The 25,367-nt window shown below is 53.7% G+C and carries 22 protein-coding genes, 2 tRNA genes and 3 rRNA genes; 14 read left to right on the top strand and 13 right to left on the bottom strand.

The genetic code is table 11. From position 1 onward, the window contains the following. Window positions 1-36: 36 nt before the first annotated feature. The gene (gene proP, locus QE396_RS15195; protein ID WP_020882807.1) at window positions 37-1,539 is read left to right on the top strand and encodes a glycine betaine/L-proline transporter ProP; all 1,503 of its coding nucleotides are present in this window, start codon (window positions 37-39) and stop codon (window positions 1,537-1,539) included. Window positions 1,540-1,571: 32 nt separating this feature from the next. On the opposite strand, the gene QE396_RS15190 is transcribed toward proP, so the two are convergent. Continuing rightward, a complete protein-coding gene (locus tag QE396_RS15190) occupies window positions 1,572-2,525 on the bottom strand; it encodes a nickel/cobalt transporter (RefSeq protein WP_032669583.1) in 954 nt (317 codons plus the stop codon). Window positions 2,526-3,018: 493 nt separating this feature from the next. Between QE396_RS15190 and QE396_RS15185 the strand changes: the two genes are divergently transcribed. The 4 genes from QE396_RS15185 to rrf all read left to right on the top strand — a co-directional run bounded on the left by QE396_RS15185 (window position 3,019) and on the right by rrf (window position 7,997). After that, window positions 3,019-4,558: ribosomal RNA gene (locus tag QE396_RS15185) — 16S ribosomal RNA — on the top strand. Window positions 4,559-4,643: 85 nt separating this feature from the next. Then, window positions 4,644-4,719, top strand: a tRNA-Glu gene (locus QE396_RS15180). 192 nt (window positions 4,720-4,911) lie between these two features. Beyond that, window positions 4,912-7,818 (top strand): 23S ribosomal RNA (locus QE396_RS15175). Between the two features lie 63 nt (window positions 7,819-7,881). Continuing rightward, window positions 7,882-7,997, top strand: a 5S ribosomal RNA gene (gene rrf / locus QE396_RS15170). The 16S, 23S and 5S rRNA genes sit together here with 1 tRNA gene alongside, the layout of an rRNA operon. Before the next feature lie 314 nt (window positions 7,998-8,311). Here rrf and QE396_RS15165 read toward each other — a convergent pair. From QE396_RS15165 to aspA, 6 genes are all read right to left on the bottom strand, one after another. Then, window positions 8,312-8,387: transfer RNA gene (locus QE396_RS15165), tRNA-Phe, on the bottom strand. Window positions 8,388-8,513: 126 nt separating this feature from the next. Then, window positions 8,514-9,089, bottom strand: a complete 576-nt coding sequence (locus tag QE396_RS15160; protein WP_020882970.1) for a transcriptional regulator — start codon at window positions 9,087-9,089, stop codon at window positions 8,514-8,516. A gap of 49 nt (window positions 9,090-9,138) precedes the next feature. Then, the gene (locus QE396_RS15155; RefSeq protein ID WP_309951635.1) at window positions 9,139-10,842 is read right to left on the bottom strand and encodes a protein-disulfide reductase DsbD; all 1,704 of its coding nucleotides are present in this window, start codon (window positions 10,840-10,842) and stop codon (window positions 9,139-9,141) included. Further along, window positions 10,818-11,141: a divalent cation tolerance protein CutA gene (cutA, locus tag QE396_RS15150; RefSeq protein ID WP_014168278.1), complete on the bottom strand. Its 324-nt coding sequence runs from the start codon at window positions 11,139-11,141 to the stop codon at window positions 10,818-10,820. Before cutA ends, QE396_RS15155 begins: the two co-directional genes overlap by 25 nt. A gap of 113 nt (window positions 11,142-11,254) precedes the next feature. Then, a complete protein-coding gene (locus QE396_RS15145; protein WP_309951632.1) occupies window positions 11,255-12,556 on the bottom strand; it encodes an anaerobic C4-dicarboxylate transporter in 1,302 nt (433 codons plus the stop codon). Between the two features lie 116 nt (window positions 12,557-12,672). Further along, window positions 12,673-14,109: an aspartate ammonia-lyase gene (gene aspA, locus QE396_RS15140; protein ID WP_020882968.1), complete on the bottom strand. Its 1,437-nt coding sequence runs from the start codon at window positions 14,107-14,109 to the stop codon at window positions 12,673-12,675. Window positions 14,110-14,444: 335 nt separating this feature from the next. Here aspA and QE396_RS15135 point away from each other — a divergent pair, with 335 nt between their 5' ends. Continuing rightward, window positions 14,445-14,909 carry an FxsA family protein gene (locus QE396_RS15135; protein ID WP_020882967.1) on the top strand — a complete coding sequence of 155 codons (465 nt, stop codon included), beginning with the start codon at window positions 14,445-14,447 and terminating at the stop codon, window positions 14,907-14,909. Window positions 14,910-14,951: 42 nt separating this feature from the next. On the opposite strand, the gene yjeH is transcribed toward QE396_RS15135, so the two are convergent. Continuing rightward, complete coding sequence (gene yjeH, locus QE396_RS15130) at window positions 14,952-16,190, bottom strand: L-methionine/branched-chain amino acid transporter (protein ID WP_044867014.1); 1,239 nt, start codon at window positions 16,188-16,190, stop codon at window positions 14,952-14,954. Window positions 16,191-16,368: 178 nt separating this feature from the next. On the opposite strand from yjeH, the gene QE396_RS15125 reads away from it, so the two are divergent. The 3 genes from QE396_RS15125 to QE396_RS15115 all read left to right on the top strand — a co-directional run bounded on the left by QE396_RS15125 (window position 16,369) and on the right by QE396_RS15115 (window position 18,829). Further along, window positions 16,369-16,662: a co-chaperone GroES gene (locus QE396_RS15125; protein WP_003855929.1), complete on the top strand. Its 294-nt coding sequence runs from the start codon at window positions 16,369-16,371 to the stop codon at window positions 16,660-16,662. 32 nt (window positions 16,663-16,694) lie between these two features. After that, window positions 16,695-18,338: a chaperonin GroEL gene (gene groL, locus QE396_RS15120; RefSeq protein WP_014168284.1), complete on the top strand. Its 1,644-nt coding sequence runs from the start codon at window positions 16,695-16,697 to the stop codon at window positions 18,336-18,338. Between the two features lie 137 nt (window positions 18,339-18,475). After that, window positions 18,476-18,829, top strand: coding sequence for a DUF4156 domain-containing protein (locus tag QE396_RS15115; RefSeq protein WP_020882965.1), 354 nt, complete (start codon window positions 18,476-18,478; stop codon window positions 18,827-18,829). Between the two features lie 63 nt (window positions 18,830-18,892). On the opposite strand, the gene epmB is transcribed toward QE396_RS15115, so the two are convergent. Continuing rightward, the gene (epmB, locus tag QE396_RS15110; protein ID WP_047743130.1) at window positions 18,893-19,921 is read right to left on the bottom strand and encodes an EF-P beta-lysylation protein EpmB; all 1,029 of its coding nucleotides are present in this window, start codon (window positions 19,919-19,921) and stop codon (window positions 18,893-18,895) included. A gap of 40 nt (window positions 19,922-19,961) precedes the next feature. Between epmB and efp the strand changes: the two genes are divergently transcribed. The 3 genes from efp to ecnB all read left to right on the top strand — a co-directional run bounded on the left by efp (window position 19,962) and on the right by ecnB (window position 20,973). Beyond that, entirely contained in the window at window positions 19,962-20,528 is a 567-nt protein-coding gene (efp, locus tag QE396_RS15105) for an elongation factor P (protein WP_014882207.1), read from the top strand. Between the two features lie 58 nt (window positions 20,529-20,586). Beyond that, entirely contained in the window at window positions 20,587-20,718 is a 132-nt protein-coding gene (locus tag QE396_RS15100; protein ID WP_025206267.1) for an entericidin A/B family lipoprotein, read from the top strand. A gap of 108 nt (window positions 20,719-20,826) precedes the next feature. Beyond that, a complete protein-coding gene (gene ecnB / locus QE396_RS15095; protein ID WP_014168289.1) occupies window positions 20,827-20,973 on the top strand; it encodes a lipoprotein toxin entericidin B in 147 nt (48 codons plus the stop codon). Between the two features lie 38 nt (window positions 20,974-21,011). Here ecnB and QE396_RS15090 read toward each other — a convergent pair whose 3' ends face one another. Continuing rightward, window positions 21,012-21,611, bottom strand: coding sequence for a LuxR C-terminal-related transcriptional regulator (locus QE396_RS15090; protein ID WP_014168290.1), 600 nt, complete (start codon window positions 21,609-21,611; stop codon window positions 21,012-21,014). Window positions 21,612-21,873: 262 nt separating this feature from the next. Here QE396_RS15090 and sugE point away from each other — a divergent pair, with 262 nt between their 5' ends. Next, window positions 21,874-22,191, top strand: a complete 318-nt coding sequence (gene sugE, locus QE396_RS15085; RefSeq protein WP_309951625.1) for a quaternary ammonium compound efflux SMR transporter SugE — start codon at window positions 21,874-21,876, stop codon at window positions 22,189-22,191. Here the strand turns inward: sugE and QE396_RS15080 are convergent. Together QE396_RS15080 and blaACT are read right to left on the bottom strand one after the other, a co-directional pair. Continuing rightward, a complete protein-coding gene (locus tag QE396_RS15080; protein WP_014168292.1) occupies window positions 22,188-22,718 on the bottom strand; it encodes a lipocalin family protein in 531 nt (176 codons plus the stop codon). The two genes, sugE and QE396_RS15080, sit on opposite strands and share 4 nt — an antisense overlap. Window positions 22,719-22,816: 98 nt before the next feature. Continuing rightward, window positions 22,817-23,962, bottom strand: a complete 1,146-nt coding sequence (gene blaACT, locus QE396_RS15075; RefSeq protein ID WP_050737605.1) for an ACT family cephalosporin-hydrolyzing class C beta-lactamase — start codon at window positions 23,960-23,962, stop codon at window positions 22,817-22,819. Window positions 23,963-24,094: 132 nt separating this feature from the next. Here blaACT and ampR point away from each other — a divergent pair, with 132 nt between their 5' ends. Further along, complete coding sequence (gene ampR / locus QE396_RS15070) at window positions 24,095-24,970, top strand: LysR family transcriptional regulator AmpR (RefSeq protein WP_020882960.1); 876 nt, start codon at window positions 24,095-24,097, stop codon at window positions 24,968-24,970. Between the two features lie 29 nt (window positions 24,971-24,999). Here the strand turns inward: ampR and frdD are convergent, their stop codons facing one another. Beyond that, a complete protein-coding gene (gene frdD, locus QE396_RS15065; RefSeq protein ID WP_020882959.1) occupies window positions 25,000-25,359 on the bottom strand; it encodes a fumarate reductase subunit FrdD in 360 nt (119 codons plus the stop codon). Between the last annotated feature and the right edge of the window lie 8 nt (window positions 25,360-25,367).

The following is a 25,367-nucleotide window of genomic DNA, read 5'->3' as shown; positions in this document are numbered from 1 at the left end:
TGTGAAACGGACAGGGCCGAGTCTACGAGGATAGCTATGCTCAGAAGGAAAAAAATCAAACCCATCACGCTTCGCGACGTCACCATTATTGATGACGCCAAACTGCGCAAAGCGATCACCGCCGCCTCGCTGGGTAATGCGATGGAATGGTTCGATTTTGGTGTTTACGGCTTTGTGGCCTATGCGTTAGGTAAAGTGTTCTTCCCCGGCGCCGACCCCAGTCTGCAGATGATTGCCGCGCTGGGTACGTTCTCCGTCCCCTTCCTGATTCGCCCGCTGGGTGGTCTGTTCTTCGGTATGCTTGGCGATAAATATGGTCGCCAGAAGATCCTTGCTATCACCATTGTCATTATGTCGATCAGTACGTTCTGTATCGGCCTGATACCGTCCTATGCCAGCATCGGCATTTGGGCTCCGATTCTGCTGCTGCTTTGTAAGATGGCCCAGGGCTTCTCCGTAGGCGGTGAGTATACGGGTGCCTCTATCTTTGTCGCGGAGTATTCCCCGGACCGTAAGCGCGGCTTTATGGGAAGCTGGCTGGACTTCGGCTCGATTGCCGGGTTTGTCCTGGGTGCGGGCGTGGTGGTGCTGATTTCTACCGTCGTCGGTGAAGAGAACTTCCTCTCCTGGGGCTGGCGTATTCCGTTCTTCCTGGCGCTGCCGTTAGGGATTATCGGTCTTTACCTGCGTCATGCTCTTGAAGAAACGCCGGCGTTCCAGCAGCACGTTGAGAAGCTGGAGCAGGGCGACCGCGAAGGACTGCAGGATGGCCCGAAAGTCTCCTTTAAAGAGATTGCGACGAAGCACTGGCGCAGCCTGCTGACCTGTATTGGTCTGGTCATCTCCACGAACGTGACCTACTACATGCTGTTGACCTACATGCCGAGCTATCTGTCGCATAACCTGCACTATTCCGAAGACCACGGTGTGCTGATTATTATCGCCATCATGGTGGGTATGCTGTTTGTGCAGCCGATTATGGGGCTGTTGAGCGACCGCTTTGGCCGTCGACCGTTCATTATTCTGGGGAGTGTCGCGCTGTTTGCCCTGGCAATCCCGGCCTTTATTCTGATTAACAGTAATGTGCTGGGGCTGATTTTTGCCGGTCTGCTGATGCTGGCGGTGATCCTCAACTGCTTTATCGGGGTGATGGCCTCGACGCTGCCTGCGATGTTCCCGACACACATTCGGTACAGTGCGCTGGCGGCTGCCTTTAACATCTCGGTGCTGATTGCCGGTCTGACCCCGACGCTTGCCGCCTCGCTGGTGGAAAGTACGCAGAACCTGATGATGCCGGCTTATTACCTGATGGTTATCGCGGTGATTGGTTTGATTACCGGTATTACCATGAAGGAGACGGCGAATCGTCCTCTTAAAGGGGCCACGCCTGCGGCGTCTGATATCCAGGAAGCGAAAGAGATCCTGCGCGAACACTACGATAATGTAGAGCAGAAGATTGAAGACATTGATGCAGAGATTGAAGAGCTGCAGCAAAAACGCTCCCGCCTGGTGGACCAGCATCCACGAATCAACGAGTAATAAAAAACCCGCCGCTGGCGGGTTTTCTTTTATTAGCAGCCTGCGGCGATGTAATCGCCATTGGCGCTGATGGGGAGTACCGTCAGGAACAGCACGGTCGCGAACAGGATCAGGACTATTCCTCCGGCTATTTTAAAGACCGGAACCAGCCAGCTGAGTGAAGCCCCGCCGCCAAACCAGGCCACCGTCCGCTCTCGGGCATAACGTACCGCCAGTGACAGGCCCATAATCGACAACGCCGTTCCCAGCGACATGGTCATGACCGCGGCCATCCCCCAGGTAACAATACCCAGCGCATTTGAAAACATCAGGATCATGATCGCCCCGCTGCACGGACGCGCACTAATCGCCAGTATGACGCCCAACCGGGTTTTCCAGTCGCCTTGCGCCAGATCTGCACCTACACCGTGATGACCACAACCACAGTGTTCATTATGTTGATGAAGGGGCGTGATGGCTGAGATAGCCATCCGGCGAGGCCGCAGGCTTTTCAGCGCCTGGTAAATGACAAATACACCAAATGCACCGATGAGCACCGCGCTTATCTTCTCGACGTACCAGCGGCTGGTACTGATATCCCCCGATGCGAGGTTAAACCCTACCGCCAGAATAAAGACAAAGAGAATGGCGCTGACGCCCTGCATCAGGCTGCCAAGAAAAGGAACGACCCGGGCGGCCCGTTCGCTTTCTTTATTTGTCGTGAGGTAGGTCGTCACAATGAATTTCCCATGCCCCGGCCCGATGGCGTGCAATACGCCATAGAAGAAGGCGCCGGTTAATAGCCATAACCCGCCGCTGTACTGGTGGTTGTTAAGCTGGAGCAGGTACATCACCAGATAACGGTGCAGGGTAATTTGCGTGGCAAGGCACCACTGAAGAAAGGTGTTCCAGTGCGTATGCAGGGTAAACCCGGCTAAGAGGATCGCCAGCAACATGATGCCTGCTGTAGGAAGGCGCCAGTCACGCGTCAGTTGTTGTGTGGTCATGGGGTGGCCTGGTGGGGGAATATTTGTCGCTAGTATAGTTGATCTTGCCTGTTAATCCGTAGGATCGCACAGAGATCCCGTCTCAATTGTGGATAAGTCTGTGTGTAAAAGGGTATAAAGCGGGGTTTTGCTGGGGAATACAGCAGTCAGTCATCTTTTTGCAACTTTTAGGTTGCGGCCTGCAGAGAACTCCCTATAATGCGCCTCCATCGACACGGCAGATGTGAATCACTTCACAGATAACCCGGTCGGTTGAAGAGAAAAAATCCTGAATTTCAGGGTTGACTCTGAAAGAGGAAAGCGTAATATACGCCACCTCGCGACGGTGAGCTGTAAGCCGCGTCGCAACTGCTCTTTAACAATTTATCAGACAATCTGTGTGGGCACTCAAAGTGACATGGATTCTTAATGTCTTCGGACAAAAAATGAATACCAAGTCTCTGAGTGAACATACGTAATTCATTACGAAGTTTAATTCACGAGCATCAAACTTAAATTGAAGAGTTTGATCATGGCTCAGATTGAACGCTGGCGGCAGGCCTAACACATGCAAGTCGAACGGTAGCACAGAGAGCTTGCTCTCGGGTGACGAGTGGCGGACGGGTGAGTAATGTCTGGGAAACTGCCTGATGGAGGGGGATAACTACTGGAAACGGTAGCTAATACCGCATAACGTCGCAAGACCAAAGAGGGGGACCTTCGGGCCTCTTGCCATCAGATGTGCCCAGATGGGATTAGCTAGTAGGTGGGGTAATGGCTCACCTAGGCGACGATCCCTAGCTGGTCTGAGAGGATGACCAGCCACACTGGAACTGAGACACGGTCCAGACTCCTACGGGAGGCAGCAGTGGGGAATATTGCACAATGGGCGCAAGCCTGATGCAGCCATGCCGCGTGTATGAAGAAGGCCTTCGGGTTGTAAAGTACTTTCAGCGGGGAGGAAGGTGTTGCGGTTAATAACCGCAGCAATTGACGTTACCCGCAGAAGAAGCACCGGCTAACTCCGTGCCAGCAGCCGCGGTAATACGGAGGGTGCAAGCGTTAATCGGAATTACTGGGCGTAAAGCGCACGCAGGCGGTCTGTCAAGTCGGATGTGAAATCCCCGGGCTCAACCTGGGAACTGCATTCGAAACTGGCAGGCTAGAGTCTTGTAGAGGGGGGTAGAATTCCAGGTGTAGCGGTGAAATGCGTAGAGATCTGGAGGAATACCGGTGGCGAAGGCGGCCCCCTGGACAAAGACTGACGCTCAGGTGCGAAAGCGTGGGGAGCAAACAGGATTAGATACCCTGGTAGTCCACGCCGTAAACGATGTCGACTTGGAGGTTGTGCCCTTGAGGCGTGGCTTCCGGAGCTAACGCGTTAAGTCGACCGCCTGGGGAGTACGGCCGCAAGGTTAAAACTCAAATGAATTGACGGGGGCCCGCACAAGCGGTGGAGCATGTGGTTTAATTCGATGCAACGCGAAGAACCTTACCTACTCTTGACATCCAGAGAACTTAGCAGAGATGCTTTGGTGCCTTCGGGAACTCTGAGACAGGTGCTGCATGGCTGTCGTCAGCTCGTGTTGTGAAATGTTGGGTTAAGTCCCGCAACGAGCGCAACCCTTATCCTTTGTTGCCAGCGGTCCGGCCGGGAACTCAAAGGAGACTGCCAGTGATAAACTGGAGGAAGGTGGGGATGACGTCAAGTCATCATGGCCCTTACGAGTAGGGCTACACACGTGCTACAATGGCGCATACAAAGAGAAGCGAACTCGCGAGAGCAAGCGGACCTCATAAAGTGCGTCGTAGTCCGGATTGGAGTCTGCAACTCGACTCCATGAAGTCGGAATCGCTAGTAATCGTAGATCAGAATGCTACGGTGAATACGTTCCCGGGCCTTGTACACACCGCCCGTCACACCATGGGAGTGGGTTGCAAAAGAAGTAGGTAGCTTAACCTTCGGGAGGGCGCTTACCACTTTGTGATTCATGACTGGGGTGAAGTCGTAACAAGGTAACCGTAGGGGAACCTGCGGTTGGATCACCTCCTTACCTTAAAGAACCTGCCTTTGTAGTGCTCACACAGATTGTCTGATGAAAAGTAAATAGCAAGGCGTCTTGCGATTGAGACTTCAGTGTCCCCTTCGTCTAGAGGCCCAGGACACCGCCCTTTCACGGCGGTAACAGGGGTTCGAATCCCCTAGGGGACGCCACTTGCTGGTTCGTGAGTGAAAGTCACCTGCCGACATATCTCAAAACTCATCTTCGGGTGACGTTTGAGATATTTGCTCTTTAAAAATCTGGATCAAGCTGAAAATTGAAACGACACACATGTTATGTGTGTTCGAGTCTCTCAAATTTTCGCAAGCCGGTGATGAATCGAAAGAAACATCTTCGGGTTGTGAGGTTAAGCGACTAAGCGTACACGGTGGATGCCCTGGCAGTCAGAGGCGATGAAGGACGTGCTAATCTGCGAAAAGCGCCGGCGAGGTGATATGAACCTTTGACCCGGCGATGTCCGAATGGGGAAACCCAGTGTGTTCCGACACACTATCGTTAACTGAATACATAGGTTAACGAGGCGAACCGGGGGAACTGAAACATCTAAGTACCCCGAGGAAAAGAAATCAACCGAGATTCCCCCAGTAGCGGCGAGCGAACGGGGAGCAGCCCAGAGTCTGAATCAGCTTGTGTGTTAGTGGAAGCGTCTGGAAAGTCGCACGGTACAGGGTGAAAGTCCCGTACACGAAAGCACACAGGCTGTGAACTCGAAGAGTAGGGCGGGACACGTGGTATCCTGTCTGAATATGGGGGGACCATCCTCCAAGGCTAAATACTCCTGACTGACCGATAGTGAACCAGTACCGTGAGGGAAAGGCGAAAAGAACCCCGGCGAGGGGAGTGAAAAAGAACCTGAAACCGTGTACGTACAAGCAGTGGGAGCCTCTTTTATGGGGTGACTGCGTACCTTTTGTATAATGGGTCAGCGACTTATATTCTGTAGCAAGGTTAACCGTATAGGGGAGCCGAAGGGAAACCGAGTCTTAACTGGGCGTTAAGTTGCAGGGTATAGACCCGAAACCCGGTGATCTAGCCATGGGCAGGTTGAAGGTTGGGTAACACTAACTGGAGGACCGAACCGACTAATGTTGAAAAATTAGCGGATGACTTGTGGCTGGGGGTGAAAGGCCAATCAAACCGGGAGATAGCTGGTTCTCCCCGAAAGCTATTTAGGTAGCGCCTCGTGAACTCATCTTCGGGGGTAGAGCACTGTTTCGGCTAGGGGGCCATCCCGGCTTACCAACCCGATGCAAACTACGAATACCGAAGAATGTTATCACGGGAGACACACGGCGGGTGCTAACGTCCGTCGTGAAGAGGGAAACAACCCAGACCGCCAGCTAAGGTCCCAAAGTCATGGTTAAGTGGGAAACGATGTGGGAAGGCACAGACAGCCAGGATGTTGGCTTAGAAGCAGCCATCATTTAAAGAAAGCGTAATAGCTCACTGGTCGAGTCGGCCTGCGCGGAAGATGTAACGGGGCTAAACCATGCACCGAAGCTGCGGCAGCGACGCTTATGCGTTGTTGGGTAGGGGAGCGTTCTGTAAGCCGTTGAAGGTGTCCTGTGAGGGGTGCTGGAGGTATCAGAAGTGCGAATGCTGACATAAGTAACGATAAAGCGGGTGAAAAGCCCGCTCGCCGGAAGACCAAGGGTTCCTGTCCAACGTTAATCGGGGCAGGGTGAGTCGACCCCTAAGGCGAGGCCGAAAGGCGTAGTCGATGGGAAACAGGTTAATATTCCTGTACTTGGTGTTACTGCGAAGGGGGGACGGAGAAGGCTATGTTAGCCGGGCGACGGTTGTCCCGGTTTAAGCATGTAGGCGGAGGTTCCAGGTAAATCCGGTTCCTTATTAACGCTGAGGTGTGATGACGAGGCACTACGGTGCTGAAGTAACAAATGCCCTGCTTCCAGGAAAAGCCTCTAAGCATCAGGTAACATCAAATCGTACCCCAAACCGACACAGGTGGTCAGGTAGAGAATACCAAGGCGCTTGAGAGAACTCGGGTGAAGGAACTAGGCAAAATGGTGCCGTAACTTCGGGAGAAGGCACGCTGATATGTAGGTGAAGCCCCTGCGGGTGGAGCTGAAATCAGTCGAAGATACCAGCTGGCTGCAACTGTTTATTAAAAACACAGCACTGTGCAAACACGAAAGTGGACGTATACGGTGTGACGCCTGCCCGGTGCCGGAAGGTTAATTGATGGGGTTAGCGGTAACGCGAAGCTCTTGATCGAAGCCCCGGTAAACGGCGGCCGTAACTATAACGGTCCTAAGGTAGCGAAATTCCTTGTCGGGTAAGTTCCGACCTGCACGAATGGCGTAATGATGGCCAGGCTGTCTCCACCCGAGACTCAGTGAAATTGAACTCGCTGTGAAGATGCAGTGTACCCGCGGCAAGACGGAAAGACCCCGTGAACCTTTACTATAGCTTGACACTGAACACTGGTCCTTGATGTGTAGGATAGGTGGGAGGCTTTGAAGCGTGGACGCCAGTCTGCGTGGAGCCAACCTTGAAATACCACCCTTTAATGGCTGGTGTTCTAACGTAGACCCGTGATCCGGGTTGCGGACAGTGTCTGGTGGGTAGTTTGACTGGGGCGGTCTCCTCCCAAAGAGTAACGGAGGAGCACGAAGGTTAGCTAATCCTGGTCGGACATCAGGAGGTTAGTGCAATGGCATAAGCTAGCTTGACTGCGAGAGTGACGGCTCGAGCAGGTGCGAAAGCAGGTCATAGTGATCCGGTGGTTCTGAATGGAAGGGCCATCGCTCAACGGATAAAAGGTACTCCGGGGATAACAGGCTGATACCGCCCAAGAGTTCATATCGACGGCGGTGTTTGGCACCTCGATGTCGGCTCATCACATCCTGGGGCTGAAGTAGGTCCCAAGGGTATGGCTGTTCGCCATTTAAAGTGGTACGCGAGCTGGGTTTAGAACGTCGTGAGACAGTTCGGTCCCTATCTGCCGTGGGCGCTGGAGAATTGAGGGGGGCTGCTCCTAGTACGAGAGGACCGGAGTGGACGCATCACTGGTGTTCGGGTTGTCATGCCAATGGCACTGCCCGGTAGCTAAATGCGGAAGAGATAAGTGCTGAAAGCATCTAAGCACGAAACTTGCCCCGAGATGAGTTCTCCCTGAGACTTTAAGTCTCCTGAAGGAACGTTGAAGACTACGACGTTGATAGGTCGGGTGTGTAAGCGCAGCGATGCGTTGAGCTAACCGATACTAATGAACCGTGAGGCTTAACCTTACAACGCCGAAGATGTTTTGGCGATGAGAGACGATTTTCAGCTGATACAGATTACAGAATTTGCCTGGCGGCTTTAGCGCGGTGGTCCCACCTGACCCCATGCCGAACTCAGAAGTGAAACGCCGTAGCGCCGATGGTAGTGTGGGGTCTCCCCATGCGAGAGTAGGGAACTGCCAGGCATCAATTAAAAGAACCCCGTACCGTATGGTGCGGGGTTTTTTGCTTTGGGGCCGAAATACACATCTGAACACCCAAAATAGTACCGCCAGACAAGGTGAAGCCACGATACGGTAACCCCAAACCCCATCATCTCTCTTCAGGATTCCCCAACCACTTCATATCAGTACGGAATTTAGCGTGCACAGGGCCACTTTAAGTGCCATGAAATACTGCAGGAACAGGTTTACGAGAATGTGACCGGAGAGTGGTTACAGGAGAGTTTATCAGACGCAGAAAAGCAAAAACCCAGCCATAGGCTGGGTTCTTTAAATAGTGGTGCCCGGACTCGGAATCGAACCAAGGACACGGGGATTTTCAATCCCCTGCTCTACCGACTGAGCTATCCGGGCAACGGAGCGCATTAAACCGCAATCGCGCCTGATCGTCAACACTATTTCGGGAAAAGCCGTTCAACTGCTTAACTTTGCGGCAATTTGACGGTTTACGCGCCGAACAGGTCAAATTCTTCAGACAGATTACGTCAGCGCACCACCCATACGACACTGCGCAAAACGCAGGATATCTTCGGCCAGACGGTGTGCTGTATCCACATCGGCCTGGCTACGGTTTACCAGCATGCGGCTCAGGCAACCTTCCAATACCAGCTCCATCTGCTTAGCGACCATCGCCGGGTCATCCACTTCGAGCGTGGTCAGCAGTTCGTGCGTGAAATCATGCGCCGCCCGCTTTTGCTGATCCGCCAGTTGATGGATAGGATGGCCGGGGTCAGGGTAGAAGGTGCAGGCGGCAATAAACAGGCAACCCGGATAACGGTTGTTGCTTACGCATTCGCTCAGGGCGGTATAACGCGCCAGCAACTTTTGCTCTGCAGTCAGTTCTTCATTTAACATCAGCTGCCTGCGCCAGACATCAACCTGCTGGCTGAGATAACGCAGGGCATCGTAAAGCAGCGCCTCTTTATCCGGCCAGAAGCGCATGAGTTCATCCAGAGGATAATCAATACGGTCGGCTACCATCTCAAGCGTGGTGCTGGCGATCCCTTGAATCTCAAGTAATTGCAGGGCTTGTCCCAGTACGTCTTCGCGTTGCACGGTTATCTCCTCCGTTATTCCCAACGGTTTGTCCCGTTTCAAGTGTTGTTTACGGTTGGCGATTGCGCAAATGCGCGCTGAATGCCGTCGCGTCCATAAACCCGGTTACACGCTGTGCAGGCTGCTCCTGGCCCTGTTCGTTGAAGAACAGAATGGTTGGCAGACCCAGCACGTTAAGTTGCTTCAGCAGTGCCTTATCCGCTGTACTGTTGGCGGTGACGTTTGCCTGGAGCAGAACCGTCTCTTTCAGCGCACCTTGCACCTGCGGATCGCTAAACGTGTACTTTTCGAATTCTTTACAGGCGACACACCAGTCCGCATACAGATCCAGCATGACCGGTTTGCCTTTCGCCTGCGCCAGTGCGCTGTTGAGTTCATCCACGTTCTTTATCTGGATGAAGTTCAAATGCGCCTGCGTTTGTCCCGCGGGTGTGCCAAATGCCCAGTCCTGCAGTGGCCGTACGCTCACCAGCGCGGCGGCGAGCAGGAGGATTTGCACAAGACGCATCCACGGCTTTTTCGCTGCCAGGCTTGTGATAAACGCCCAACAGAAGAAAGCAACACCGAGCATTGCCCACAGGCGCATCCCCCAGACGTCGCCGATAATACGCTCGAGCAAGAACACCGGCAGCGCCAGAATGACAAAACCAAACGCGGTTTTCACCGTCTCCATCCACGGGCCGCTCTTGGGCAGCAGACGGTTGCCAAATACCGTTACCAGAATCAATGGCAGACCCATTCCCAGCGCGTAGAGATACAACGTACCACCGCCGAGCCACATGTTACCGCTCTGGGCAATATACAGCAGGATCGCGCTCAGTGGCGCGGTAGTGCACGGTGAGCAAATCAACCCGGCGATGGCACCCATCACGAACACGCCGCCCGGGGAGCCACCCTGCTGACGGTTACTCATCAGCGTTAAGCGAGTCTGCAACGCGGACGGCAGCTGTAGGGTGAACAAACCAAACATCGACAGCGCCAGCAGAATAAATACGATCGACAGGCCAGCCAGCACATAAGGGTGCTGAAGTGCAGCCTGGAACTGCAGTCCGGCAGCAGCAACCACGAGGCCCAGTGTGGTGTAGGTCAACGCCATACCCTGCACGTAGATAAAGGCCAGCAGCAGGGCGCGTGCGGTTGAAAGGCGTTGCTTACCGCCAAGGACAATTCCGGAGATAAGCGGATACATGGGCAGCACGCACGGCGTGAAGGCGATGCCGATACCAATCAGTAAAGCCCACAAGGCGGAGAAGGGCAGCGCTGTGTGACCGTCGCCCTTCACCCCGGTGCTCTCATCTGCGTGAGGCGCAGGCATACTGTCGGCCGCTTTAACTTCGCTCAGCGGAATGACTTTAGTTTCCGGCGGATAGCAAAAGCCTGCATCAGCACAGCCCTGATACGTGACGGTCACGGTGGCGCCTTTATCGGCCTGATTGACCGCCACGGGCACGCTTAACCGCTGGCGATAGATTTCACTTTTGCCGAAAAACTCGTCTTCATGCCACTCGCCCGCAGGCATCTGAAGTGGGCCTACCTTTGCCTGAGCAGGCGTGATGCTGACCTGCTTGCGATAGAGGTAATACCCCTCTTTTATCTGCCAGGTAAGATTCAGGTCATGCTGGTCTTGTTGAAAATCGAAAACAAATGCCTGGTCGGCAGAAATAACGTTTGAACGGCCGGGAGCGTCAAATAACCCGGCAAAAACTGATGTGCTGCACAGCAGCAGGATCAGCGTAAGGAAGCGTTGAGCCATGAGAGATAATCGTTGTCGCCGTGGACCACTGGCAATACCAGCAGTTCGGGGGTTTGATAAGGATGATGAGATTTGAGGCAGTCCAGGAGTGCCTGCTGGTTCGCCAGATTGGTTTTGAGCAACATCTGGACTTCGTACTCCTGTTCCAGTTTACCTTCCCAGTAGTAAAGGGAGGTGGCGCCAGGAAGGAGCGTCACGCAGGCTGCCAGTTTTTCGGCCAGCACTTTGGCGGCGAGATCCTGGGCAGAGGCTTCATCAGGGGCGGTACAAAGGACAACAACAGCATCAGGCGTGTTCACAAGTCGACCTCCTCATCACGAAAGTCTTCACTATATCACGCAAGGCTATTGGTCATTAATGAAACGGGCCGCAGAGCGGCCCGTTTTTAACTATTTTTACAACCCATCATTGTTTACAGCACGATGCCGCCAATGATAAAGCCGAGGATCACGCACAGCGAGATAGCCACCACGCCCGGGATCAGGAACGCATGGTTAAATACGTACTTACCGATGCGAGTCGAGCCAGTGTCATCCATCTCAACCGCCGCCAGCAGGGTTGGGTAGGTGGGTAAAACGAACAGTGCAGAAACGGCAGCAAACGAGGCAATAGCCGTCAGCGGGGTAACACCCAGCATCAGCGCCGCAGGCATCAGGGCTTTGGTGGTGGCCGCCTGAGAGTAAAGCAGGGTTGCTGCAAAGAACAGCACCACAGCCAGGAGCCACGGATAGTTGTGCAGCAGGTCGCCCGCAACGGTCTGGATATCGCTGATGTGAGCTTTCACGAAGGTATCACCAAGCCAGGCCACACCCAGTACACACACGCAGGCGCTTATACCGGATTTAAAGGTGCTGGCGTTGAGCACTTCGCTGGTGTCGATTTTACAGGTGATGCTGATCAGCGTGGCGATAGTCAGCATGAATACCACAATCGCTTCGTTACGCGGCAGGACCGGGTTCTGGATCAGACCCACGGTGTCACTGATGGCGGTTGCGTAGAACATGACCGCAACGATACCGATCAGGAACAGCAAGACGGAGCGTTTTGCATGCGGCTTCAGTTCGAAGACCTGGCTACCACGCAGTTTCACTTCACCTTTTGCCAGACGCTCCTGATAAACCGGATCGTCTTTCAGTTCGGCGCCGAGGAAGTTACACAGCACGGCGGTGATCATCACTGCAATCAGCGTCACCGGAATACAGATGGCCAGCAGCGTCAGGTAACTCACGCCCATAGGCTCAAGGATACCGGCGAAGAAGACCACCGCAGCGGAGATAGGTGATGCGGTAATCGCAATCTGGGACGCGACCACGGCGATCGAGAGTGGACGAGACGGACGGATGCCCTGCTCTTTCGCCACTTCGGTAATGACCGGCAGCGTGGAGAAGGCGGTGTGGCCAGTACCGGCGAGAATGGTCATAAACCACGTCACCAGCGGGGCAAGGAAGGTAATGTATTTTGGATGGCGGCGTAACATACGCTCCGCCAGGCTCACCAGGTAGTCCATACCGCCTGCCACCTGCATGGCTGCGATAGCGGCAATAACCGCCATGATGATTTCGATAACGTCAAAAGGGATTGCGCCGGGTTTAATCTGAAAGATAAGGGTAAGTACGAGCACCCCGAGACCGCCGGCAAAACCAATGCCGATACCCCCGAGTCTTGCTCCCAAATAAATCGCCAACAGGACGATGACGAGTTCTGCTCCAAACATAAGGACCTGCCTTGCTTATTAACAAGTTGATATTGAATTGTTGTATTTTAGTAACGCCTATAAAGAAAAAAGGCACGTCACAAGTGACGTGCCTTAAGGAAGCCTAGCCTGAACTGCTACTGTTCGCTTTCATCGGTATATCGTTTCGCTTTGTATGCCGGGTGCATCAGGTTCTGGGCCGAGAAGATATCGTCCAGCTCGGCTTCGGTCAACAGTCCACGCTCCAGAACGACTTCACGCACGCTCTTACCTGTTTCGGCGCAAATCTTACCGACGATGTCGCCGTTATGGTGGCCGATGAACGGGTTGAGGTAGGTGACGATGCCGATGGAGTTATAGACATACCCTTCACAAACTTCTTTGTTTGCGGTGATGCCGTTAACGCATTTCTCCAGCAGGTTGTAGCAGGCGTTGGTCAGAATGTGGATGGATTCAAACATTGCCTGGCCGATGACCGGCTCCATGACGTTCAGCTGCAGCTGACCGGCTTCAGAGGCCATGGTCACGGTTGTATCGTTACCGATGACTTTAAAGCAGACCTGGTTTACCACTTCTGGCACTACCGGGTTCACTTTCGCCGGCATGATGGACGAACCGGCCTGCAGCTCTGGCAGGTTGATTTCATTCAGGCCAGCGCGTGGACCGGAAGAGAGCAGGCGCAGGTCATTACAGATTTTGGAGAGTTTCACCGCCAGACGTTTCAGGGCGCTGTGAACCATAACGTACGCGCCGCAGTCGGAGGTGGCTTCAATCAGATCTTCTGCAGGCACAACCGGCAGGTTAGAGACTTCAGCCAGCTTCTGTACCGCCAGCTGCTGGTAACCGTCCGGCGTATTCAGACGCGTGCCGATGGCGGTTGCGCCCAGGTTCACTTCCAGCAGCAGCTCGGAGGTGCGCAGCAGGTTTTTAGTTTCTTCGTTAAGCAGCACGTTAAACGCGTGGAATTCCTGACCGAGGGTCATCGGAACCGCGTCCTGCAGCTGGGTACGACCCATTTTCAGGATGTCCTGGAACTCAACGGCTTTGCGCTGGAAGCCATCACCCAGCTGATTAATGGCGTCCACCAGTTTCACCACGGAGGCATACACCGCGATACGGAAGCCGGTTGGGTAGGCGTCGTTAGTGGACTGACATTTATTAACGTGGTCGTTCGGATTCAGATACTGGTATTCACCTTTCTGATGACCCATCAGCTCCAGGCCGATGTTTGCCAGTACTTCGTTGGTGTTCATGTTGACGGAGGTGCCCGCGCCGCCCTGATAGACATCGACCGGGAACTGATCCATGCATTTGCCGTTGTTCAGCACTTCATCGCAGGCAGCGATAATCGCATTTGCCGCGCTTTTCGGAATGGTTTGCAGCTCTTTATTGGCCAGTGCTGCGGCTTTTTTCACCATCACCATGCCACGTACAAATTCAGGGATGTCGCTGATTTTGTTGTTGCTGATGTAGAAGTTTTCAATCGCTCTCAGAGTGTGAACACCATAGTAGGCATCCGCTGGAACTTCCCTGGTACCCAACAAGTCTTCTTCGATACGAATGTTGTTTAACATGTGAACCTTCTTTTCAAGCTGCCGATGGATTGTACTAAACACACAGTATTTATGTGGTTTTGAATATTTTCTGACCGACGATTATTCCCTCAATCAGCCAGATGTTCGAGATCATATGCTGATGATAGCGAATTGCCGTAATCTGGATCACTTATTATCGACCCGATTCCATGATAATTATTAATCTGTGAAATGAGTCACCGCTTTAAAATTTCCAGAAAAAATATCCGTGCAAACCGATTGAATTTTGGCTAACCGTCACCATTTCTTACAGACGCGTTTCGCGAACACATTCAGACAGGGGCCTGAGGGCACCTGCCACACAGGAGATGCCAGTGCGCTGGGTACCATTTATTGCTTTCTTTCTCTATGTTTACATCGAGATTTCAATTTTTATCCAGGTCGCCCATGTACTGGGTGTCCTGTTAACGCTGATTCTGGTGATTTTCACTTCGGTGATCGGCATGTCGCTGGTGCGTAATCAGGGTTTCAAAAATTTCCTGATAATGCAGCAGAAGATGGCCGCAGGCGAAAGCCCGGCCGCAGAGATGATCAAAAGCGTCTCGCTGATTATTGCTGGCCTGCTGCTGATCCTGCCGGGATTCTTCACTGACTTCCTCGGCCTGCTGCTGCTTCTGCCGCCGGTGCAAAAACACCTGACCATGAAGCTACTGCCGCATCTGCGTTTTAGCCGTATGCCGGGCGGTGGATTCAGCACAGGGCCGGGTGATACTTTCGAAGGGGAGTATCAGCGTAAAGATGAACAGCGCGACCGTTTAGACCATAAAGACGATCGGTAAAAGAGGCCAGGCCCGGTAAGCGAATCGCTACCGGGCTTTGTTTTACAGGGTGCCGCGTTTCGGTAAAAACAGCCACAGCCCCGCCAGCATGCTAATCGCATACAGGCTTTTCCACCCCACCATCGCCAGCAACAGCAGGCAAAGCACGCCACCAACCACTGCCAGCGCTTTATAGCGACCTTTCAGCAGACGACAACCCGCCAGCATGCACAGCAGGTAGATCATGATGAAAATCCCGTTGGCGTACACGATCAGGGCATCAAGATTGATATTCAGCCCGTAAATACATAGCGAACTCAAGACGCAGCAGCCCAGCACGGTATTAAGCGCATTCAACGGCAGCTGACGTTTAGACAGGCGCGCAAGGCGGCTCTCTGGTCTACCAAGCGCCTGTGACCATACCAGACGCGCAAAGCTCTGGATGTAGATATTGAGGCTGGCAAAACAGGCCAGATAGCCAATAACACAGGCGACCCACAGCGCTTTCAGACCAAACAGTTGCACCACAATGCCCGGCAGCGAGGCAGCGGCCGCTTTATCCGCGGCGAACGCGTTGAAATGCAGTACCAGCACGGTACAGGCCCAGTAAACGGTACCTGCTAACAGCAGGCCAATCATCAGGGCGCGCGGGAAATCCCGTTCCGGTTGTTTAAACTCAGAGGCCAGATGGGCGAACGCCTCCAGCCCGACAAAACACCAGAACATTACCGACAGCGCAGCGAACAGCTGCGAATGGTTGACGTCACTTACCGCGGGGAAGGGGATCTCCTTCAGCGTAATATCCCCTTTCCACCAGATGGCGACAATGAGGGCCACAATCAGTATTGCAACGACGGTTTGCAGGTTGGCACTCGAGCTGGCACCCCGTGAGCCGACCCACCAGACGATGGCCAGCGTACCCAGCTCGGCCAGCAGCAGTTGCTCGTTATGCCAGCCAAACAGCGCCTGGCCAAAACCGGTCGCGATATGCAACGCTGCCGGTAGACCGACCGGAATAACAGAAAGAAACAGCCAGCCGGTGACCCGCTCCAGTCGCGGACCAAACGCCATACCGACAAAGTGCGCTACGCCGCCCGCGCTGGGGAAATGCCGTCCGAGGATGGCAAACACGACCGCGACCGGAAACACCAGCACAATCAGCACTGGCCACGCCCACAGGCTATTATTGCCGGCCACCAGAGCTGCCAGCGCGGGTACCGCAAACACACCCGTACCTAACAAGGAGGTCGACAGCAGACCCACGCCCTGCGCCAGTCCCAACTCCTGTTTTAGTCCACTCATTGACATCGCCCTGCCACGATCAAAAGAGAGGCGATGGTAACACTTTCGCAAATTTTTTTTCGTCTGCCCCTTGAAGGGGGAAAAAGCTATCCCCATCTCTCAGGGCACTAGTCGGAAAACCGCGTGCGGACCGGCGTCATCCATAACTGATAATGACTTTCTCAAAGGAGAGCTATCAATGAGTATTCGTCCGTTACATGATCGTGTGATCGTCAAACGTAAAGAAGTTGAAACCAAGTCTGCTGGCGGCATCGTTCTGACTGGTTCTGCAGCAGCAAAATCAACGCGTGGCGAAATCATCGCTGTCGGTAAGGGCCGCATTCTGGAAAACGGAACTGTGCAGCCACTGGACGTTAAAGTTGGTGACATCGTAATTTTCAACGATGGCTACGGCGTGAAATCCGAGAAGATCGACAATGAAGAAGTGTTGATCATGTCCGAAAGCGACATTCTGGCAATTGTTGAAGCGTAATTTTACGCACGAGAATTTGAGGAAATAAGAACATGGCAGCTAAAGACGTAAAATTCGGTAACGACGCTCGTGTAAAAATGCTCCGCGGCGTAAACGTACTGGCAGATGCAGTTAAAGTGACCCTGGGCCCGAAAGGCCGTAACGTAGTGCTGGATAAATCCTTCGGCGCGCCAACCATCACGAAAGACGGTGTTTCTGTAGCACGTGAAATCGAGCTGGAAGACAAGTTCGAAAACATGGGTGCGCAGATGGTGAAAGAAGTTGCCTCTAAAGCGAATGACGCTGCAGGCGACGGTACCACCACCGCAACCGTACTGGCACAGGCTATCATCACCGAAGGTCTGAAAGCCGTTGCTGCGGGTATGAACCCAATGGATCTGAAGCGCGGTATCGACAAAGCGGTTACTGCGGCGGTTGAAGAGCTGAAAGCGCTGTCCGTTCCATGCTCCGACTCTAAAGCGATTGCTCAGGTTGGTACTATCTCCGCTAACTCCGACGAAACCGTAGGTAAACTGATCGCGGAAGCGATGGACAAAGTCGGTAAAGAAGGCGTGATCACCGTTGAAGACGGTACCGGTCTGGAAGACGAACTGGACGTGGTTGAAGGTATGCAGTTCGACCGCGGTTACCTGTCCCCATACTTCATCAACAAGCCAGAAACGGGCGCTGTTGAGCTGGAAAGCCCATTCATCCTGCTGGCTGACAAGAAAATCTCCAACATCCGTGAAATGCTGCCAGTGCTGGAAGCCGTTGCGAAAGCAGGCAAGCCGCTGGTTATCATTGCTGAAGACGTTGAAGGTGAAGCACTGGCGACCCTGGTGGTTAACACCATGCGTGGCATCGTGAAAGTGGCTGCGGTTAAAGCACCTGGCTTCGGCGACCGCCGTAAAGCGATGCTGCAGGATATCGCTACCCTGACTGGCGGTACCGTAATCTCTGAAGAGATCGGTATGGAGCTGGAAAAAGCGACCCTGGAAGACCTGGGCCAGGCTAAACGCGTTGTGATCAACAAAGACACCACCACCATCATCGATGGCGTGGGTGAAGAAGCGGCTATTCAGGGCCGTGTTGCTCAGATCCGTAAGCAGATTGAAGAAGCAACCTCTGATTACGACCGTGAAAAACTGCAGGAGCGCGTAGCGAAACTGGCAGGCGGCGTGGCAGTAATCAAAGTGGGCGCGGCAACTGAAGTTGAAATGAAAGAGAAGAAAGCACGCGTTGACGATGCTCTGCACGCGACCCGTGCAGCAGTAGAAGAAGGCGTGGTAGCTGGTGGTGGTGTCGCGCTGGTGCGTGTTGCCGCTAAACTGGCTGGCCTGACTGCTCAGAACGAAGATCAGAACGTGGGTATCAAAGTTGCGCTGCGCGCAATGGAAGCACCACTGCGTCAGATCGTTTCCAACGCCGGTGAAGAGCCGTCCGTGGTTGCGAACATGGTGAAAGCGGGCGAAGGTAACTACGGTTACAACGCTGCAACTGAAGAATACGGCAACATGATCGACTTCGGTATCCTGGATCCAACCAAAGTGACCCGTTCTGCACTGCAGTACGCGGCCTCTGTAGCGGGTCTGATGATCACTACCGAGTGCATGGTGACCGACATGCCTAAAGGCGACGCACCTGACTTAGGTGCTGCGGGTATGGGCGGCATGGGTGGTATGGGCGGCATGATGTAATCGTGCGCTTTACCGCTTAGAATGAGAAAAACCCCCGGGCAGAAATGCTCGGGGGTTTTTCTTTTGGTCATCTTTTTAGTATAAGGTTTACACACGGACAACATCTGCTGTCCAGCTTATTGAAAACGAGGAATAACATGCGCGTAAAAGTCTGTGCAGGGATCGTAGGAGCAGCATTGCTGCTGGCGGGTTGTAGCTCCAGCAATGAGCTGTCTGCTGCAGGTCAGGGCGTTCGCTTTGTTGAAGATAAGCCGGGTAACGAGTGCCAGTTTTTAGGCACGGCAACCGGTGAGCAAAGCAACTGGATGTCGGGTCAGCACGGTGAAGAAGGTGGATCTATGCGCGGTGCCGCTAACGCGCTGCGTAACCAGGCTGCAGAGATGGGTGGCAACGTGATTTACGGTGTGAGCAGCCCGTCGCAAGGGATGTTGTCCAGCTTCGTGCCAACGGCCAGCCAGATGAATGGCCAGGTCTATAAGTGCCCTAACTGATCTACATTGCTGATGGCGCTGCGCCCAACCCCGCCGGGCGGATAAGCGTAGCGCCACCTGCCATTATTGTTGCCGCAGTTGCAAATCCAGCGGCGTCTTACTCGGCTCACCGCCAATCTCTCGCGCCAGCTTCGGCACCATATAGCCTGAAACCAGCGTTAACAGTTCGCGCATAATCTGCCGGGCCTCTTCATCCGTGACCATGAAATGCGCCGCGCCTTGCACACGATCCAGTACGTGCAGGTAGTAGGGCATTACGCCCGCATCGAATAACGCATTACTGAGCTCCGCCAGAACCCGGGCATTATCATTCACACCGCGTAGCAACACGCTCTGGTTCAACAGCGTCACACCCGCTTTACGCAGACGCGCCATCGCCGCACGGAATGCCTCATCGATTTCATTCGCATGGTTGATATGGTTCACCAGCAGAACCTGTAAACGAGACTGCTCAAGGCGAGCGACCAGACCGTCCGTGATGCGTGCCGGAATAACAATCGGTAAACGGCTGTGGATGCGCAAACGCTTGATGTGTGGAATGGCTTCAAGCTGGGTCAACAGCCAGTCCAGCTCATGATCTTTTGCCATCAGCGGATCGCCACCTGAAAAAATGATCTCATCCAGTTCCGGATGGGCGGCGATATAGTCCAGGGCGACCTGCCAGTTGCGTTTATTACCCTGATTTTCGGCATACGGGAAGTGGCGACGGAAACAATAACGGCAGTTTACCGCGCAACCGCCTTTCACCAGCAGAAGAGCACGGTTGAGATATTTGTGCAGTAAACCCGGTACCACACTGTTCTGCTCTTCCAGAGGATCGGTGCTGTATCCTGGCGCCGATATAAACTCTTCCTGCGCAGTAAGCGTTTGTTTTAATAATGGATCGTCAGGGTTTCCTTTCTCCATACGGGCAACAAACGCGCGGGGAACACGCAGGGCAAAAAGTCGCTTAGCCTCGCGGCCTGCAAGCAACTCTGGGTGCTGATCGAGGTCTAACAGACGCAGCAATTCATCAGGACTGGTGATTACATCGGCAAGTTGCGATAACCAATCTTCTCTGGACGGGGTGTTTAGGGTTACAATATGCGCCATTTTGTGGCTTAGCTACCAGTTAACAAATTTAGAGGGCCTTATGGCAACGTACTATAGCAACGATTTTCGTGCTGGTCTTAAAATCATGATGGACGGCGAACCGTACGCGGTTGAAGCCAGCGAATTCGTTAAACCAGGTAAAGGCCAGGCATTCGCGCGCGTTAAGCTGCGTCGCCTGCTGACCGGTACCCGTGTTGAGAAAACCTTCAAGTCTACTGACTCCGCTGAAGGCGCTGATGTTGTCGATATGAACCTGACTTACCTGTACAACGACGGTGAGTTCTGGCACTTCATGAACAACGAAACGTTCGAGCAGCTGTCTGCGGATGCTAAAGCGATTGGCGATAGCGAAAAATGGCTGCTGGACCAGGCTGAGTGCATCGTGACCCTGTGGAACGGCCAGCCTATCGCTGTTACCCCACCAAACTTCGTAGAGCTGGAAATCGTTGAAACCGACCCAGGTCTGAAAGGTGATACCGCAGGTACTGGCGGCAAGCCAGCTACCCTGTCCACCGGTGCAGTGGTTAAAGTTCCACTGTTCGTACAGACTGGTGAAGTGATCAAAGTAGATACCCGCTCCGGCGAATACGTATCTCGCGTGAAGTAATTTACGTCAAGACTGAAGGCGCAGCGCCCGCTGCGCCTGTTTTTTGCAGGCAGGGATGATGAACCGTACCGTTAAAATTCTGCTTCTGTTAGCGCTGTCCAGCGCGTTGCTTTCCGGCTGTAACACCACGCGTGGAATGGGGGAAGATATCCAGGATCTCGGCCATATCATTTCTCACGCGGCCAGCTAACCCCGTCTAATTTTCCTAAAAATGCGTCCTTTTCCGTCAAACGACGGGATATTGTCTATTCTTAAGTTGCTATACACAAAACAACTTTGGCTATAAAAGGAAGATATTATGGTTAAGAAGACAATTGCAGCGATCTTTTCAGTCCTGGTACTTTCTTCAGTATTAACAGCCTGTAATACCACGCGTGGCGTTGGTCAGGATATTTCTGAAGGTGGTAGTGCAATCTCTGGTGCGGCAAGTAAAGCACAGCAGTAATTGAATAAACGGTACGGAACCAGACGGGTTTCGTACCGTCAGCTTTCTGATTCCTGCAGGGATAAAAACGGTGAATAACGCGTATCCATATGCAATTTCATGCGGATATTCCGTTTATAGGTATAGACCGTTTTACCGTTAATACTCAGGTGAGCCGCAATTTTCTGATTGCTGGCACCCTCCATCCACAACGTCAGCACTTTCTCCTCCTGGCGCGTCAGCAAAGGCGCGGTTACCTTTGGCTTTTCACTGTTCGCGTGCGAAATGAGTGCGTCGTGGATAACTGTCCCCAGTTGTTCAAGACGGGCATTTTTCAACAGCGATGACCAGACCGGGAATTGCTTCAGCCAGGCGGTCATTTCACTATCCTCACCCGATTGCAGCAAAATAAAGGGCACTCTTTCGCTGGCGTTCAGCAAAGATGAGAGGGACTGAAAGGGATGTACATCCTGTCTGAACCCATGCAGGTCAGCAATAACCAGCGTCGGTTTCCATTGCAGAATGTGCTCTCTGGCGAGGAAAAGATTATTCAGGCCGGTCACAACGACGTTTTCCGGAAATAAACCGGAATGATTGAGCCATGCTTCAAACCCGGTGCGGGTGAAGTGACAACGGTCAATCAAAAGAATTTTGAACATATTATATTCGCAGTCGGCTAGTGGTTTGGCTTCCTGCCATCAGAAAGCACATCATCATAGAGAAGTCGGATGAGTGATAAATGCCTGAACTGCGCGGCATACTGCGGCTATTTCTTGCCTTAACATGTTCAGCACAAAAGGATTGAAAAAAAATCGCACGCTAACCAAAATATGAGGTGTAATCTTTGCCTTGCGGGACGACCCGTAAGCGCTTCCTTCATCGGGGACGGCCCCAACTTGCATTTAAGTTAAGGAGCCTGAAATGTCCTGGATCATTCTTGTTATTGCTGGCCTGCTCGAAGTGGTATGGGCGATAGGTCTGAAGTACACCCACGGTTTTACCCGCCTGACACCCAGCGTCATTACCATCACCGCGATGATTGTGAGTATCGTTTTGCTCTCGTGTGCGATGCGTTCTTTACCGGTGGGGACAGCGTATGCCGTCTGGACGGGAATTGGCGCCGTGGGGGCGGCCATCACGGGGATCCTGCTGTTGGGTGAGTCAGCGAGTCTGGCGCGTATCGCCAGCCTCGCCCTGATTGTGGCCGGTATTATTGGGTTGAAGCTCAGCACCCATTAATGGGGTTGTTCTACCCAGATGAGTTTCGACACATCAAACCCTTGCCGGGTCGCGACGTCCAGCATCTGCTGTTTCATCTCAGGTGAAAGGGTTGGGGTGCGAGAGAGGATCCACAGATAGTTGCGATCCGGCCCGCAGACCAGCGCGTGACGGTACTCTCTGTCGAGCGCTATCACGTTATATCCGCCATAGAACGGGCCGAAGAAGGAAACTTTGAGCGCGGCCCGTCGCGGGTCGCCGGTAAAGTACGCTTGTCCAATCGACTGCTGCCACATCTCCCGGTCCGGATTATAGCCCCGGTTGATAACCTGAATACCGCCGTCATCCATCGGGCTGTAATTTGCCGTGACCTTCTCTAAACCCCGTTCAAAACGGTGGTCAAGGCGCGCGATTTCATACCATGTTCCAAGAAAACGTTGTGCGTCGAAATTGCTGACAACGGTGACGCCGGGAGGGGGAGTCGGGGAGCTGCAGGCAACCACTAAAAACGCGGCTGTCACTGCGGCGATAACAGGCAAAATGCGCATAGGAGTTTCCTTACTGTTTTTTGTTAAGTGTAGATGACAGCAAGGAAAATGCGGGAATTTTGCAGGCCGGGTGAGCATCAGCATCACCCGGCAAGATGTTACTGCAGAGCGCTCAGAATACGGTATGCCGCTTCCACGCGCGCCGGGTTCGGGTAGCTCTTGTTCGCCAGCATAACAATGCCGAGTTCCTTCTCAGGGATAAATGCCACGTAGCTGCCAAATCCGCCCGTCGAGCCTGTTTTATGTACCCATGACGCTTTTACCGGTGGTGCAGGAGGGTTCACTTCTGCCACGGGCAACGGTGCAAGCGCTACTTTGTTGTCGCTGCCCTCCACCACGGTTTTGGCTTCTACCGGCCAGTTGAGCATCTCCCAGCCCAGGCCCTGGTACATCGAGCCTGTGCGCCAGTAGCGAGACTGTGCAAGCACCATGCCCTGCTTCAGTGAGGTATCCTGTACGCCATCGGGGGCCATGTTAGCCACCACCCAGCTCGCCATATCCTTCACGTTGGTTTTCACGCCATACGCTTCGGCGTCGAGCATGCCCGGGGAAACGTGAACCGCTTTACCGTCACGATAACCCCAGGCGTAATGCTGTTCTTCTGACTTCGGAACGTTTATCCACGTATGGTTCAGGTTAAGCGGCTTCAGGACCCGCTCCGTCATGGCCTGCTCAAAGCGCATGCCAGAAGGTTTCACCGCCAGAGCCCCAAACAGACCGATGCTGGCATTCGCATAAAGACGCGTGGTGCCTGGCGCCCACTGTGGTTGCCAGGACTGGTAAAAACGCAGCAGCGAGGCATTATCGGTAACCTCATCGGGCACCTGTAACGGCAGGCCACCGGCAGTATAGGTTGCCAGGTCCAGCATGCGAACGCCCTGCCACTGTTTGCCGGTCAGCTCAGGCCAGTATTTGGTCACCGGATCGCCCAGCGAAATTTCACCGCGAGCAATAGCATCGCCACCCAGAACGCCGGTGAAAGTTTTGCTGATTGAGCCCAGCTCAAACAGCGTTTGTGCAGTGACGGGTGTGTTCGCGGCGACATCGGCCTTGCCGAAGGTGAAGTAGTGCGGCTGGCCCTGATAGATCACGGCGACCGCCATACCCGGAATAGACTGCGCTTTCATCAGGGGCGTAACGGTACGTTCCACGACCTTCGCCAGCTGTGTTTCTGACAGAGGTGCGGCTAATGCAGCGCAGGAGGTGCTGAGCAGCAGGGCGCAGCACAGGGATTTTTTCATCATCAGTTATCTTCCGTAATAGCGAGTCAAGGGAGTGTCCGGGCCCGTCAGACATACCCAGTCTGTTGGATTTGACTGTGGCTGACAAACGGTTAAATTTAGCATTAGCTGTTAATTTTTCTAACGGATGGGTCGATGACACGCAGCTATTTACCGCTTAATTCGCTTCGTGCCTTCGAAGCCGCTGCAAGGCACCTCAGTTTTACTAATGCTGCCATTGAGCTGAATGTCACCCATTCAGCCATCAGTCAGCACGTTAAGACGCTGGAACAACATCTGAACTGTCAGCTGTTTGTCCGGGTTTCGCGCGGATTGATGCTGACGACAGAGGGCGAGAATCTGCTGCCGGTGCTGAACGATTCGTTTGATCGTATCGCCGGCATGCTGGATCGCTTTGCCAGTCATCGCGCGCTGGAGAAGCTTAAAATTGGCGTGGTGGGGACTTTTGCGACCGGGGTGTTATTCGCGCAGCTGGATGATTTCCGTCGCCGCTATCCGCATATCGATCTGCATCTTTCGACCCATAATAATCGCGTCGATCCGGCCGCCGAAGGGCTGGATTACACGATCCGCTACGGTGGAGGGGCGTGGCATGGCACTGAAGCGACGTTTCTGTGTTCTGCGCCGCTGGCTCCGCTGTGCACACCTGAAATCGCCGTCGGGCTACAAGCACCGGCGGACATGCTGAAGTTTACGCTGCTGCGCTCCTACCGACGCGACGAATGGTCGGCGTGGATGCAGGCCGCGGGCGAACTCCCGCCGTCACCAACGCATCGGGTGATGGTGTTTGATTCATCCGTTACCATGCTGGAAGCCGCGCAGGCCGGCGTGGGAATTGCTATCGCACCTGTGGGTATGTTCACTCATCTGCTGAACAGCGAACGTATCATTCAGCCGTTTGCGACACAGATTGAGCTGGGCAGTTACTGGTTAACCCGATTGCAGTCACGGACAGAAACCCCTGCAATGCGTGAGTTTGCGCAGTGGCTGGTGGGGAAAATGCAGAAATGACAGGCCCGCCGGGGAGCGGGCCTGATGTATCAGATAGTAACCACGGCAATCAGCGTAACCACCGTCAGGATGGTTGCCAGGCCGTAGAACACCCATTTCCCGCTCGGGACATGGATTTTCAGGTCATGCATCGCGTGGTGAATACGGTGCAGGCCACACCACAGCGGCAGGACGATCATCAGGAAGATGAACACACGGCCAATAAAGCTGCTGGCAAAGGCCAGTACTCGCTCGTAACCCAGCGCATCGCCCGGAAACAGCCCCAGTGGCAGCATAATACCGACCAGCAGGATGATGACCGGCGCGATGATGGCGCTCCACATCCCCCCTGCGCCAAACAGTCCCCAGAAGACCGGCTCGTCAGAACGTTTTGGATTTGGATTAATCACAGTAGTCT

Origin of the sequence: Enterobacter sp. SORGH_AS_0287, from assembly GCF_031453695.1 — a bacterium.
Classification (GTDB): domain Bacteria; phylum Pseudomonadota; class Gammaproteobacteria; order Enterobacterales; family Enterobacteriaceae; genus Enterobacter; species Enterobacter ludwigii.
This window is presented reverse-complemented; position numbering and strand designations above follow the sequence as displayed.